The sequence below is a fragment of the Chryseobacterium sp. 'Rf worker isolate 10' genome (assembly GCF_050753305.1).
Lineage (GTDB): Bacteria > Bacteroidota > Bacteroidia > Flavobacteriales > Weeksellaceae > Chryseobacterium.
Genome location: NZ_JBOZOF010000001.1, coordinates 1,764,354 through 1,778,066, shown reverse-complemented (window position 1 = coordinate 1,778,066; position 13,713 = coordinate 1,764,354). Strand labels below are relative to the sequence as shown.

General features: G+C 36.4%; 11 protein-coding genes. 6 read left to right on the top strand and 5 right to left on the bottom strand.

Going from position 1 to position 13,713, the window contains the following annotated elements; all coding sequences use genetic code 11:
• Nucleotides 1-34 precede the first annotated feature (34 nt).
• Nucleotides 35-793 (top strand): response regulator transcription factor, encoded by a 759-nt coding sequence (locus LKL37_RS08015; RefSeq protein ID WP_431610030.1) that lies wholly within the window; start codon nt 35-37, stop codon nt 791-793.
• 132 nt (nt 794-925) lie between these two features.
• Here LKL37_RS08015 and LKL37_RS08010 read toward each other — a convergent pair whose 3' ends face one another.
• A complete protein-coding gene (locus tag LKL37_RS08010) occupies nt 926-1,285 on the bottom strand; it encodes a prevent-host-death protein (protein WP_431610029.1) in 360 nt (119 codons plus the stop codon).
• A gap of 251 nt (nt 1,286-1,536) precedes the next feature.
• Here LKL37_RS08010 and gndA point away from each other — a divergent pair, with 251 nt between their 5' ends.
• The 5 genes from gndA (at nt 1,537) to LKL37_RS07985 (ending at nt 7,851) form a co-directional block, all read left to right on the top strand.
• Complete coding sequence (gndA, locus tag LKL37_RS08005; protein WP_431610028.1) at nt 1,537-2,955, top strand: NADP-dependent phosphogluconate dehydrogenase; 1,419 nt, start codon at nt 1,537-1,539, stop codon at nt 2,953-2,955.
• Nucleotides 2,956-2,968: 13 nt separating this feature from the next.
• On the top strand, nt 2,969-4,450 hold the full coding sequence (gene zwf, locus LKL37_RS08000) for a glucose-6-phosphate dehydrogenase (protein WP_431610027.1): 1,482 nt from the start codon (nt 2,969-2,971) through the stop codon (nt 4,448-4,450).
• Between the two features lie 25 nt (nt 4,451-4,475).
• Nucleotides 4,476-5,186, top strand: coding sequence for a 6-phosphogluconolactonase (pgl, locus tag LKL37_RS07995; RefSeq protein WP_431610026.1), 711 nt, complete (start codon nt 4,476-4,478; stop codon nt 5,184-5,186).
• 673 nt (nt 5,187-5,859) lie between these two features.
• A complete protein-coding gene (locus tag LKL37_RS07990) occupies nt 5,860-6,498 on the top strand; it encodes a TetR/AcrR family transcriptional regulator (protein WP_431610025.1) in 639 nt (212 codons plus the stop codon).
• Nucleotides 6,499-7,212: 714 nt separating this feature from the next.
• Nucleotides 7,213-7,851: a TetR/AcrR family transcriptional regulator gene (locus LKL37_RS07985; RefSeq protein WP_431610024.1), complete on the top strand. Its 639-nt coding sequence runs from the start codon at nt 7,213-7,215 to the stop codon at nt 7,849-7,851.
• A gap of 72 nt (nt 7,852-7,923) precedes the next feature.
• Here LKL37_RS07985 and LKL37_RS07980 read toward each other — a convergent pair whose 3' ends face one another.
• Genes LKL37_RS07980 through LKL37_RS07965 form a run of 4 tightly spaced genes read right to left on the bottom strand, consistent with a single transcriptional unit; the run spans nt 7,924 to nt 13,446 of the window.
• Nucleotides 7,924-9,450: a peroxidase, FMP-type gene (locus LKL37_RS07980; protein ID WP_431610023.1), complete on the bottom strand. Its 1,527-nt coding sequence runs from the start codon at nt 9,448-9,450 to the stop codon at nt 7,924-7,926.
• A gap of 18 nt (nt 9,451-9,468) precedes the next feature.
• Nucleotides 9,469-10,923, bottom strand: a complete 1,455-nt coding sequence (locus LKL37_RS07975) for a ferritin-like domain-containing protein (RefSeq protein WP_431610022.1) — start codon at nt 10,921-10,923, stop codon at nt 9,469-9,471.
• A 4-nt stretch (nt 10,924-10,927) separates the two neighbouring features.
• Entirely contained in the window at nt 10,928-13,003 is a 2,076-nt protein-coding gene (locus LKL37_RS07970) for a GMC oxidoreductase (RefSeq protein WP_431610021.1), read from the bottom strand.
• The gene (locus tag LKL37_RS07965) at nt 13,000-13,446 is read right to left on the bottom strand and encodes a hypothetical protein (protein ID WP_431610019.1); all 447 of its coding nucleotides are present in this window, start codon (nt 13,444-13,446) and stop codon (nt 13,000-13,002) included. Before LKL37_RS07965 ends, LKL37_RS07970 begins: the two co-directional genes overlap by 4 nt.
• Between the last annotated feature and the right edge of the window lie 267 nt (nt 13,447-13,713).

Here is a 13,713-nt window from a genome sequence, read left to right as displayed (position 1 = left end):
AATAGTTTTGTACCCCAATTATCATGTCAAAAATATGAGTGATAAAATAAATTCATTGTATGCCAGGAAAGCGTCTGGCGGTGTACCCATTTCTGAAGAAAAGATCGCAAACAAATACTTTAACGTGCTGAAAGCAGTATCGGAAACCAGTTTGGGCTGTGTTTATATTGCAGATCTTAAAACCAGGAAATTGGAATTCATTTCAGAAAATCCTTTACTTTTTTCAGGCTTAAGTTCTGCCGAGGTTGAAAAAATGGGTTATAATTTTTTCCGGAAATACACCAAGAAAGAGGATCTTGAAATCTTAAGAAAAGTAAGCAGTAATGGGCTGAAGTTTTTCGAATGTCTCTCCCCGGAAGAAAAAAAAGTACACACCATTACTTATGATTTCCATGTTAAATATGCTAACAGTGTGGATGTTCTTGTAAATCACAAAATCACACCCATAGAAATCTGTGATCAGGGAGAAATTTCTAAAGTAGTTTGTATTGTATCCTATTCTCTCAGTCGTACTGCCGGAAATATCAGGATTATCTCCAATTCATCAGAAACCTATTGGACCTATAATCTTTTTACCGGAAAATGGACGGAGGAAAGTAAAATTACCTTGAAAATAAGGGAAATTGAAATTATAAGACTCTATCTTCAGGGATTGACAATAGAGGAAATTGCAGAACAATTGTTTGTGTCTCCCAGTACAATAAAGTTTCACAGGAGCAAATTGTTTGAAAGAATTGGAGTGAAAAATATTATCGAAGCAATCTCTTACGTAATATCAAATAATTTGATTTAAACTCTACTTTTAGAAATGCTTTACCGGACAATGTACAGTTTTCAAGATGTTGAAAATCAGATATCTTCCAGGTAATAATGTTTTTGAGAACTGCTCCTCTACAAAATATAAAGGAGCAATACCCGAAACAGCTTAATTAAGCTGATAATTTGCAATCACTAAACTCAGAATGAAGTGAACATAGTTCTCTTCAACCTCTTTTCTATTGATCAGTTTGTTTTTGTATTCATAAGAATTAAGATCTCTGGATAATTTCTGATACGTTTCAAAATCATCACCTTTGATCTTTACTCTTATATTACCGTCCCTTCTGTTGATCAGTACATCATCTAAAGTTCTTACTTTAAATAAAACTTCACACAATGTAGGACGAGCCTTCATTGACCCGATATATCTTTCAACTATATTAATCTTGAACGAATCAAATTTGACGTTATTAAAAACAATTTTAGAATTAGGCTCCTGAGTGTTGAGTTCAAGTTTATAGTTCATTACTTTATAAATTTTGGCAAATATAAGTTTAATTATGCCAAAAAACAGACTGTTTTAATAGATCATTCCCATAATAATAATTGAATTTTATTCTGCAAGACCAAAATTATGTGAAAACGTGGACATTAGATGCTTATAAATAGTGGAATAAACAGGGGATATAGAATTTTTTCCATTCTTTATTTTTTTCCTTATTGGCATTTGCGTAATTTTATTCTCTGTATAACAAAAATCATATTAATACCAATATAATGGAAAGATATAGTTATGGAATGGTTGGCCTTGGAGTAATGGGGCGGAATCTGCTTTATAATATCGCTGACAACGGGTTTTCAATCGCAGGATTTGACCTTGATCAGGAGAAAGTTAAAGAATTAGAGCGTGAAGCAGCTCCGGAAATGAAAGTAAAAGGTACAGGCTCTTTAGAAGATTTTGTATCCGCATTAGAAGTTCCAAGAAAAATTATTCTTATGGTTCCTGCCGGAAAACCTGTAGATGCAGTGCTGGAAAATATCACACCGCTTTTGAGTGAAGGTGATATCGTAATTGATGCAGGAAACTCTTATTTTGAAGATACCAACAGACGCGTTGCCGATCTTGCATCAAAAAAACTGCATTTTATGGGAATGGGAGTATCTGGTGGTGAAAAAGGAGCCAGAAGAGGACCAAGCATAATGCCGGGAGGTGATCTTGAAGCTTTCAAACTTCTTAAACCAATGTTGGAAGCTATTGCTGCCAAAGTAGATAACGAAGCTTGTACAGCATATATGGGCAAAGGATCTGCCGGAAACTATGTGAAAATGGTGCACAACGGTATTGAATATGCCATTATGCAGCTTATCAGTGAAGCTTATGACCTTCTTAAAAGAGGAGCTGGCTTAAATAATGATCAGCTTTATCAGGTTTTCAGAGACTGGAATAATGGTGAAATGAATTCATTCCTGATTGAGATTACCAGAGATATTTTTACACAGAAAGATACCTTCACAGAAAACGATCTTGTGGATCAGATTTTAGATAAGGCAGGAGCAAAAGGAACCGGAAAATGGACTTCCGAGCAGGCCATGGAAATCGGAGTTTCTATTCCTACTATTGATATTGCGGTAACTTCAAGAATTTTATCAGCGTATAAAGAAGAAAGAGTTCAGGCTTCTAAAATATATTCCGAAAGAGAAATTACACAGCCGGAAAATACTGAATTGTTTATTCAGGAAGTGGGTGATGCTCTTTTCCTTTCAACATTAATCAGCTATGCACAAGGTTTATCTTTACTGGTAAAAGCCTCTGAAGAATATGGTTTTGAAATTCCATTGAAAGATGTTGTGAAAATCTGGAGAGGAGGATGTATCATTCGTTCCGTACTGTTGGAAAAATTCTATTCAGCATACACTCAAAACCCTAATCTTTCTAATATTCTGCTTGATCATGATATTTCTGAGCTGGTAAAATCAAAAATCAAAGCCTTAAGAAAAACTGCCGGATATGCCGTTACCAACGGAATTTCAAGTTTAGGAATTCAGACTGCTTTGGGATATTTTGATGCTTACACTACAGAATCTCTTCCTGTGAATCTGATCCAGGCTCAGCGTGATTATTTCGGAGCTCATACTTATCAGCGTATTGACAGGGAAGGGGTTTTCCATACTTCTTGGCAAAGTGCAAACAATTAAAATTCGGAAAAAAATGAATCAAAATAAAATCTTGCAGCCAACATCTATCGTTATTTTTGGTGCAACGGGAGATCTGGCAAAAAGAAAACTTTTTCCGGCATTTTACAACTTATATATCGACGGCAGAATGCCCAAAGGCTTCAATATTGTAGCACTGGGAAGAGCCGAAAATACCGATGAGAATTTCAGAAATTACATCAAGGAAAATCTTGAAAGCTTCTCCAGAAAAAAAGTAACTTCTGAAGATTGGGCTGGCTTTCAGGCTCATATTACTTATTTTCAGCATCAGCTGGACGAGGAGGCTTCTTATCAAAATCTACAGCAGAAATTACTAGATTTTGATGCTGTTTACGGGATGAGAGCCAACAGATTATTTTATCTTTCTATAGGGCCCAATTTCATTACCACTATTTCCAATCATATCAAAACGACGTCATTAGCTTCTGATCCGAAGAAAGACCGAATTATTATTGAAAAACCTTTTGGACATAATAAACAGTCGGCAATCGAGCTGAACAGTCTTCTGGCAAAAACATTTGAAGAGGAACAAATTTATCGTATTGATCATTACTTAGGTAAAGAAACAGTACAGAATATATTGGCGTTCAGATTTGGGAATTCTATTTTTGAACCTTTATGGAAGCATAAATATATAGAATCTGTGCAGATTACCGTAGCTGAAGAAGTAGGAGTTGAAACAAGAGGTGCTTTTTATGAACAGACGGGAGCTTTGAGGGATATGATTCAGAACCACCTTTTGCAGATTCTTTGTATGGTGGCAATGGAACCGCCTGCTTCGTTGCAGTCTGGAGAAATCAGAGACCGTAAAGTAGATGTATTGAAATGCATCCGCAGAATTTCTCCGGATCAGGTAGATCATTATGCTGTACGAGGTCAATATGCAAAAGGAACCATAAATGGTGTAGAAGTGAAAGGTTACCGTCAGGAAGACGGCATTGCTTCAGATTCTAATACAGAAACCTTTGCTGCGATCAAATTTTATCTGGATAACGAAAGATGGCAGGATGTTCCTTTCTATGTTCGTACCGGAAAGAAAATGAAAGAAAAGCACTCTTATATTACCATTCAGTTTAAACCGCTTCCTCATTCCACATTCTCAGACAGTCCCCATCTTTTATCAGCGAATAGGTTGATTATCAATATTCAGCCGATGATGGATATCAGATTACAGTTTATGACGAAAAAGCCGGGACTGACGCTGGATCTGAAACCTGCAGAAATGATTTTTGATAATTTCGCCTGTCAGGATGATACTCCGGAAGCTTACGAAACTCTGCTGCAGGATGCTCTTTTGGGAGATCTTACCTTATTTATGCGTTCCGATCAGGTGGAAGAAGCATGGGATGTTGTCACAACAATACAGGAAGCGTGGGAAAATAATAAAGACCTGTCTTTCCCGAATTATAAAGCGGGAAGCTGGGGACCGGAAGACGTTAATGCATTAGTGGAAAGACAAGGGCATAACTGGGTATAACAAAATAAAATTTAAACAGAAAAAAATGAATATTACAGTATTTGACGACCTGGAAAAACTGTACACAAAGGCAGCGGATTCATTTGTTGACCTTTCAAAAAAATCTATTCAGAAAAATGACCGTTTTGTGGTTGCATTGAGCGGAGGCTCTTCTCCAAAAGCTATTTTCAAGCTGTTGGCAACTCCAAAATATGCAGAACAAATTGAATGGAATAAAGTCTACTTTTTTTGGGTGGACGAACGCTGGGTACCTCTGAATGATGATAAAAGCAACTTCCGAATGACGGATGAAGCGCTTCTAAGCCAGGTTGCTGTTGATAAAAACCATGTTTTCCCAATGTACAGTGACGGAATTCTTCCGGAAGACTATGCAAAAACCTACGAACAGCAGATCAGAGATGTTCTTGGCGGCAATGGTGTTTTTGATTTTATCCTTTTAGGAATGGGAGATGATGGTCATACCGCGTCATTATTTCCGGGTGAAGAAGTTTTAAATGAAAAAGAAAAATGGGTATCTGCCTACTACCTTAAACCTCAGGAAATGTTCAGAATTACATTGACGGCACCATTGATTAATAAGGCTGAAAATATTCTTGTTATAGCATTTGGTGAATCTAAAAAACATGCACTGAATGAAGTACTGAACGGTAAATATAATCCTGTATTATACCCATTACAGCTTATTGAAAGAAAAGATGGGTTTCAGTTTTTTACGGATGAAAAAGCGAAAGGTTAGCAAATATTGATCTTTTAAAATATAAGAGACTGTCCTAGGACAGTCTCTTTTCATATCAACTATTTCAATACCGAATCATCGGTACGTACAGTCTCTTGTAATTAAAAAACAGTATCATTAAACTGTTAACGATACTGTTACATTTAGTGTTTTTACCTTAGTTGCTTGTGTTTTCGAAACTTTTATCTTTCTCAACTCAAATAGTGCTTCTATGTAAAATGGTTATTAGTTTGAAGCAAATATACAAAAGAAGACACTATAAAGTGTCTAAAATTTAAAAAAATATAAAAGATTTATGTTAAATATTTGTTAATATGGATAAAGCCCTTTGATATAGGGTGTAATAAGTGAGAATATTTTTTTTAAAATTGGATTTAATTCAGTAAAAACTGAAATAATATACCTTTTATAATGATTAACTGCCTTCATTAATTAAAAACAGCATCATTAGTTTACTAACGATGCTGTTTGAGTAATGTTTTACCTCAGCATACAATGCAAAAGCATCTAAACTGAAGGAACTAACGGTGCAATCTAATCTCTCTTAATCTCACAACTTAGATCGTCTGGTTATATAAAATGGTTATTAGTTTGTGCAAATATAAACATTTAGACACTTAAAAGTGTCTAAATTGAAAAAAATTTCATAAACTTGTACGATTGAAAGTCTACCATGGAAAGAAAATCAGCGGCAGGAAGTATCCGGAACAAAGAACGCAGTAAAAAAAAATTTTTGGATGCAGTTGGAAAAATACTGAGAACAAAAGGATATACTGCTTTGAAGGTAAATGGTATTGCTGAGGTAGCTGGGGTAGACAAAAAAATGATCTATTCTTATTTTGGGGGAATAGACGGATTAATAGATGAATATATACGGTCACAGGATTACTGGAGTAAAGTAACCATTGAAGAAGTAGAAAAGATAAAACCCAAATTGGATGACGGAGGAAAATCTTTTATGGAAGAAATGCTGCTTACACAATTTGATTATGTTTATACCCATAAGGAAGCACAAAAGCTACTCTTATGGCGTTTATCAGAACCACGTAAAGCATTAAGAAAATTAACCGATATGCAGGAGGAAAACGGAGAATATATTTTTAAATTGTTGATGGACTCCCATTTTAAAGAAAATGCTGAGGGTTTCCGTTCCATAATGGCAATCATGGTTTCAGGATTGTATTATATCAATATGTATGCTGCAATGAACGGGAGTATTTTCTGTGGAATAGACGTTAACAGTAATAAAGGAAGGGAGAAAATAAAAAAAGCAGTCTCTTTTCTGTTGCATCACACATATGAAAATTTATAATATTAATTCTCTAAAAAAAACAAAACCATTAGAGATCTAATGGTCAGTTTGTGGATTGTGTTTCTACCTTAGTTGTTTCGTTTTCGAAATTGTCTTAAAGTAAGGGAACTAAAATAATACAATCTGAATTGTTTTGTTTTTTCAACCTAAAAGTGTTTTTAAATATATAGATGGTTTTAGTTTGTACAAATATATAAAATAAGACACTACTAAGTGTGTAAAATGATTAAATTTTTGTTAATTTTATTTAATGATTTGATAATCAGTTTATTTATTTTTTATTTTTAAAAATAAAATATCTCTTATTATTAGACTTATACCCAATTTTGGACTATTAAACAAAGTTGATAGGTTTTATTTAAAAGTGAAATGACACATTTTAGAATGAAAAAAGATTTTAGAATAAAAAATATATATAAAAAAGTATTTGATGGGTGATCGGAGCTATTTTTAGTAAATAAAAAAACAGCACCACTATGGAAAATGATGCTGTTTGGTTGTGTTTTTACCTCAGTCGTTTTATGTCGAAATATTTTAAACTGAGGGAACTAACGATACAATCTGAATAGTTTTTAATTTTTCAATCTCGATAGTGTTTTTATATATAGAATGGTTTTAGTTTGTGCAAATATATATAAATAATTGATATTAGACACTGATTGGTGTCTAAAATGATAAAAAAAATTCTTAAACTTGTATATTGAATGTTTAGTCATGGAAAGAAAGTCAGCATCAGGAAGTATTAGAAACAAGGAACGCAGTAAGAAAAAATTTTTAGATGCGGTGGGTAAAATTCTGAAAACGAAAGGATATGCCGGATTGAAGATTAATGACATTGCTGCAACAGCAGGAGTAGATAAAAAAATGATCTATACTTATTTTGGAGGAATGGACGGACTGATGGACGAATATGTTCGTACACAAGACTTCTGGATAAAAGCTACAAGCGAAGAAGTAGAAAAAATGAAACCCAATCTTGAGGATGGAGGAAAAGAATTTATCAGACATATGCTGCTTTCACAATTTGATTATGTATATACTAATAAAGAGGCCCAGAAACTCCTTTTATGGACAATTTCTGAACCCAGAAAGTCATTAAAAAAACTGATTGATACTCAGGAAGAAAATGGTGAATATATTTTTAAATTGCTGATGGAATCCCGTTTCAAGGAAAATATGGAAGTCTACCGTTCTATTATGGCAATTATGGTTTCAGGGCTGTATTACCTGAATATGTTTGCTTCCCTGAATGGCAGTATTTTTTGCGGAATTGATGTAAACACACCGGAAGGTCGTGCTAAAATTAAGAAAGCGATATCTTTTATGGTAGACCAGACGTATGAAGGATTGTAGTTATAAAAAATAATATGAAAATAAAAAGGGGCAATAATCTGCCCCTTTTTTTATCCTGTTGATGTACGTAATCTATCCTTTATGATAAGGACATCCTGAAACTGCACCAGAGCCTCCGGCAGTATTATAGAACTGCTCCTCAATAACTTTTCTCTGATCTTCAGGAATATCTTCTATCTTACGAAGGGTATTAACCTGGATGTGAGGCCAGCTTGTTGTACCTCCATCATTCCCGAAATCAAATTCGAAGAATACAATTTGCTCATATTGAAGCTGAAGAATCTCTTTTCCATCTTCAATTATGGTTTCAATCCACATGTCCATATCCACTTCAACGGTCGGGACAAAACGGTTTACAAAAGGCACATTTAAAACACCTCCCTGCGCTCCGGTTTTCATCTTGGAAGACATTCTTACATGTACGTAATTGCTGACTTCCTGACCTCTTAAGGTATCTCTAAGCCTAAGATCTGGGCGTACAGAATAAGGATATAAATCGTCTGCCAGTATTCTTTGGGTATAAATTTTATTTGAACCAGGATCATTATCATCATCGAGTTTTTGGTGAACCCAATCTGGTGCAGGCTTGTCAAGATCAATGATGTCTTCAGGTGTTACTCCTGCATTCCCCATCGTACGTGAAATAGAAAGGTGATTCGTTTCCCATGCTTCTTTACCATAAGGAAATTGAGGAGAACCTTCCACTAAATAGAACGTTGTATTATCTTTATTTTGAGGAATAATATCTCCCAATAAAGTAATGGTACTTCCATGAGGAATAACACCGCTTCTTGAAATAGAGTAGTCCGGGATAAAATAAGGACCATCAAGTCCTGCTCCCGGCTTTATTTCCTGTGCCGGAATAATCTCATAATAAGGCTGCCCCGGCTGCAGCTGGCTTTGAAGAATATATTTTGGATTGGCTTCTCCGTCTGGTGTAATCCTTAGCAAAGGCTCATCTCTATATTCGCCGGTATATCCATACTTCGCATCTTCTGTTGAAACAGCATGAATACCACGATCTCTTTCAATAGATTCCTTGGTTGCTGCATGATTATAGACATCACTCAACCAAAGATACATGCCGTTTTCTTCATGAATAGGCGTGTACTTTAAAGCATCCTGTCCTTGTATGGTATTAACGCTCTTAATGCTTTGTTCGTATTTAACAGCTCCACAGAAAAGCTCACTTGCACCACCACGGTTACGAACTCCACCGGGAACGATTGAAAAAGTTAACTTTTCAATATACTCTTCACTGTCAAAAGCGAATTTTCCGGGAATCGTTCCTGAATTGGTTCCTGGTGAAGGCATAATGGTAGTATGCACCCCGCTTGCTAATGAAGGCTTGGTAACCTCTTTATTGTAATTAACATTATAGCTCACCCATGTACCGGCGAGTGCAGCCAGAATTCCATAATCTACACTGTTTTCTATCGCCTGCAGGTTATCTTCTCTAAATGGTCTTACCGGATCATCAATAAGAAGCTTTGAATATCCGTCCATTAATTCAGCCAGATTAACTTCATTTTGACCCGGCATTTTACGGAATAACTGTTCACCTCCCGCTTCGGGACTTTCTTTTTTTCTTTTAAGCATGATATATCGTTTTTATGGTTATAAATTGATGTATTCGAAAGTTGGACCCGCATTAGTTTGAGCATCCAGCGGTTGTTTCATCAGATTGACCGCTTGTTCTTTCAGGGCATACATGTACATAATAGATTTTTCAAGTTCTCTCTGATTTCCTTCAACAGCACTTTGTATGGCATCTAATAAGCGTCTGTACGTTTTATTAAACTCAACAGCCTGTGCATGTAATTCTTTGTTTTTTACATAGTCTTCCATTTTGGGATTAGGTTTCATCGGATATGCTTCGTCCCAGTCTACCGGAAGATCTTTTCCAGTAGGTGGCGTCGTTACAGGCATCATCCCGTCATCATCCATAAAAGGTTCGTAATTTCCGCCCAGATAAAAGTGCTCATGGAAAACTTCTTTAAACCTGAAATAATGAGCCAGTTCTACACCTTCTTCAAACTGAGACGGATCAACATCAAAAATAGAATCATCAGCCCCTTCACCCTGTCCTTTGATTTCCTGGAAAACGGCAATTACTCCTGCTAGCGCCTCTACAGAATATAATTTTCCGCCACTTCCGTAATATTGCTCAGGACGGATCTGTTTCGCTGGATTTCCTGTGAAAATTCCTCCTGTATTTAATTCTTCAAAACTCTTTGGAAAGCTTCCATGCTCTTTGTAATAAGCAATGATTTGGAAAATAACAATATAGAAGAACAAAACATCATAATATTCGCCAATGGTATGTACATTTTCCATGATGAAACCTTTCATATTTTCAAGCGTCCAGAAGTTGTTTTCCTGTACAGCTGCTCTTTGGGAATATAATTCCGAAGTGTCGGTTTCGTGATCGTATTTCGGAGCTTTTACCAAAGGCTTGCTTGGACTTTCAATGGCAATAAATGTTGCAATACTGTTGCTTGAGAATGTTTCCAGACCTACGTAGAAATCAACATTCATCGGTAATTTCATGGGATAAGTAGGGTAGTTTTCCTGTTTATTGACAGAAGGCTGAATATCAATTGCATTCAGGACATTGCAAACCATAATCAGGTGAAGCATTTCTTCCACGGCAACGCTTCGGATAATTTGCGAAGCTAAAGCGTTTGTTCCATCCTTGATTGAATATAAAGCTGTAAGATAGGGTGGAATAGTGGAGTGCTCGATAAGAATTGCCGTCTGCAAAAGATCCTGTAAAACCGGTTTATAATCAATTTCAGTTAATCCTTTTTTTGATTCAGAAGTTTCAGAACCGAACTGAGATTCCAGATAAGCATTAAAATCTTTGATCTGATCATTAAGCAAAAGATTAGTTAAGGTTTTGCTGTGATGCTTTAATCCTTCAATCCAATCTTCTTTGCTAAGTGTTGAATCAAATAATAAAGAAGGCAACGAAACGGCATCTGCAACAACAGCGCTTCTGCCTGCCATTCCAGCTCCTTTTAATAATGCCTCTTGTGGCTGTGCTGTTTTATTGATAAGTCTTTGTCTCATGTTGTTATTTTTTAAGTTGAGTTTCAAGATCAGCAAGGATAGATTCTACTGAACGGATCGTGAATGCTGATAAGGTTAAAGTAGGGTTTGAAGTTCCCAGCGTAGTCATATTTCCTGCTCCTACAATATATAAATTTGGGTGATCCCATGCTTTACAATAGCTGTTGGTCACAGAATCTTCAGCTGTAGAACCCATTCTGTGCGTTCCTACAATGTGGCCTGCTCCGTTGTAAGAATATCTCACTCCATTGTAAATCACAGAATTTTTGTCTGCCGCTGTATATTTTGTAAAATCCTTAATATTTAATCTTTCAAACATCTGATCAGAAGCATGTTTTGCCTGTTCCATCGCTTTCATTTCGTATTCTGTCAGCTCATAATGAATAACAGGACGCGGAATTCCAAGAACATCCAGATACTGATCATTAATCGTAACTCTGTTGTTGGGGTTAGGCAGCTGTTCAATTTCAAAATGGAATAATACCTGTTTGGAAAGTCTGTTGGTAAGTTCCTTTCTCAATTCAGCTCCGAAAAGACCATTACTGATAAATTCTGCCACATCAGATCCCGGGGAAAATGCAGGCCATCCCCATCCCCAGTTGTCAAGAGGAGAGATCCATGCAGAAAACTGACCTCTGAAATTTCCGTCACGGAAAGACGAGATATTCGTAGTAGACCCAGGACCTCTGTAGGGATAAACCGGTTCAGGGAAAAGTCCCCAGGTAAGCATTACCATATGATCCATTAAGTTTCTCCCTACCTGATCACTGCTGTTGGCAGCCGTTTTTACAATATTGTTGACTGTATATTTAGAATTCAGCAGGATCTTTGGATTTTCAAAGGCATTCGCAGCCAGAATCACAATAGCATCAGAGGTATCAATGGATTCTTCAATAAAATCTGTTTTCTCCCTCGAAGTATATCTTCGCAGGTGAACTTTGGAGATTTTATCTTTATTATTCTGATCAATACTCAATCTGTAAACCACACTCTGAGCCTGAACCTGCATGAACGGATTACGGCTTAGATTTTCATTATCATTAATTTTATATAAAGCTTTTTTCAATGTTTTCAAAGCATTGTATTTAGCCTGAACAGGACAGATAGGGACACAGGAAGCATTACCTTCACAGCGTTCTCCCATATAAGGATTCCATACAGAGCCAAGAGCTTTGTACTCTTCTTTTTCTGAACTGTCTAAAACCAGTTTATACCCTGAATCTTTCGGTTCAGCTTTGATGATCTTTGTTTTTCCGTATTTTGGATTTGGAATAGAATTTCTTCCCTGAGGAGAAGGTACCATCATCAACGGGATTTCTCCGGAACTTAGCTTTACACTGATACCTTTCAGCCCTTCAGTAATCTTATGATCCATATAACTCTGAGGAATTTCTTCCATAGGAAATACATAGTTTCCGTAATATTCTTCCATATTCTCAGCAATTGGATATTCCTGTCTTGAAACATCTCCGGAAACCCCGATTTCAAATTCTGCCATTTCATAATAAGGTTTCAGCTCATCATAATTAATAGGCCAGTTGACCGGAGTAGGTTCATTAGAATTTGGTTTAGGGATTGTAATGCCATACTTTTCTGTAAGTTTGAAATCATTCGGCAGCATTCTTGGGGTAGTGCCCAGCCAGTGAAGTGTAGTTCCGCCACCTACTCGGATGGCATCACTTGCAAACGGCATCGGCCCAAACTGCACCAGATATCCCTTTTTATCCGGAAATGGCTGTACGATGTGCTCCATATCCAGAACATTCGGTGAAGGGGCTTGCTTCAGGTTGGGATAAGGAGAGTTGGGAACTTTGGCTTCTTCCCTATAAAAAGTACGGATATACTCATTATAATTGGTCATTGAGGACACAGAATCCAGTTCCAGACCAGCTTCTAACCCCGCTTCATACATGAGTATTGATATTTCACGGATATTGTCAGATTTTCCGGCATCTGCACGGTGGATCATTTTTCCTTTTGCTGTGTCAAATACATGATCAGACAGCAGTTTTGCGATCAATGATCCGGCGATTCCCGTTCCTACGATGATTACATCTTTTTTATGGTTGGTCTGATTCATGAGTTGCTGTTTACAGGTTTAATATTCCAGGATTTGTAGCCAGGCTGTTTGGCTCCCGGCGGATGAGAATGTATCAGATTCCAGACAAGTCCTTCTTTGTATGAAAGATCATTGATGTAAGCTCCTTCCCATGTTCCCAGATACCACAGGGTGATCACTTTTCCTGAAATAGCATCCATTCCCGGATTTTTTATAATTTCGGATTGAATGGCTTTTTTCAACTCATCTTCACCGGAAGATTTTTCAAGAATATTTTTAGAAACAGTAAGAAATTCCACGAAAGTTGCCGAGTCTAAACTTTTGAGGATATAAGTATAATAGGTTTCTGCAAGGCCGGTAGACTGCAATTCATTGACTGTGAATCCGGTGAGTGCTTCCGAGATAGACATAAACACGTCGAAATAATAATCGTCGACGTCGAGGATTTTGTTAATAATATTCATTTCGTTAAAAATTTGGGTTAGATATCTTCAAGAGGGGATCATGCCAATTGATCTATAGCTGCCGGATTTTTCAGATACCACTTCTTTCTAAGAAATGAATGTCTATGTTTCAAGCTATCCATAGTTGTCAGTTTTTGTTTATCCGAAATTAATCAGATCCCCGCAGATAAGATTCAGTATTTCTACGTAATTTGCATTAACGGTTGTTTAAAAAAATGTAAAAAAATCCTTTATCCAAAGTGGTTTCAGAGTGTTTTGTTTTCACCT

Bases quoted from the DNA above. Each gene is read 5' to 3' on its own strand.
- LKL37_RS08015 (WP_431610030.1), top strand. From the start codon at position 35: ATGAGTGATAAAATAAATTCATTGTATGCCAGGAAAGCGTCTGGCGGT.
- LKL37_RS08010 (WP_431610029.1), bottom strand. From the start codon at position 1,285: ATGAACTATAAACTTGAACTCAACACTCAGGAGCCTAATTCTAAAATT.
- gndA (WP_431610028.1), top strand. From the start codon at position 1,537: ATGGAAAGATATAGTTATGGAATGGTTGGCCTTGGAGTAATGGGGCGG.
- zwf (WP_431610027.1), top strand. From the start codon at position 2,969: ATGAATCAAAATAAAATCTTGCAGCCAACATCTATCGTTATTTTTGGT.
- pgl (WP_431610026.1), top strand. From the start codon at position 4,476: ATGAATATTACAGTATTTGACGACCTGGAAAAACTGTACACAAAGGCA.
- LKL37_RS07990 (WP_431610025.1), top strand. From the start codon at position 5,860: ATGGAAAGAAAATCAGCGGCAGGAAGTATCCGGAACAAAGAACGCAGT.
- LKL37_RS07985 (WP_431610024.1), top strand. From the start codon at position 7,213: ATGGAAAGAAAGTCAGCATCAGGAAGTATTAGAAACAAGGAACGCAGT.
- LKL37_RS07980 (WP_431610023.1), bottom strand. From the start codon at position 9,450: ATGCTTAAAAGAAAAAAAGAAAGTCCCGAAGCGGGAGGTGAACAGTTA.
- LKL37_RS07975 (WP_431610022.1), bottom strand. From the start codon at position 10,923: ATGAGACAAAGACTTATCAATAAAACAGCACAGCCACAAGAGGCATTA.
- LKL37_RS07970 (WP_431610021.1), bottom strand. From the start codon at position 13,003: ATGAATCAGACCAACCATAAAAAAGATGTAATCATCGTAGGAACGGGA.
- LKL37_RS07965 (WP_431610019.1), bottom strand. From the start codon at position 13,446: ATGAATATTATTAACAAAATCCTCGACGTCGACGATTATTATTTCGAC.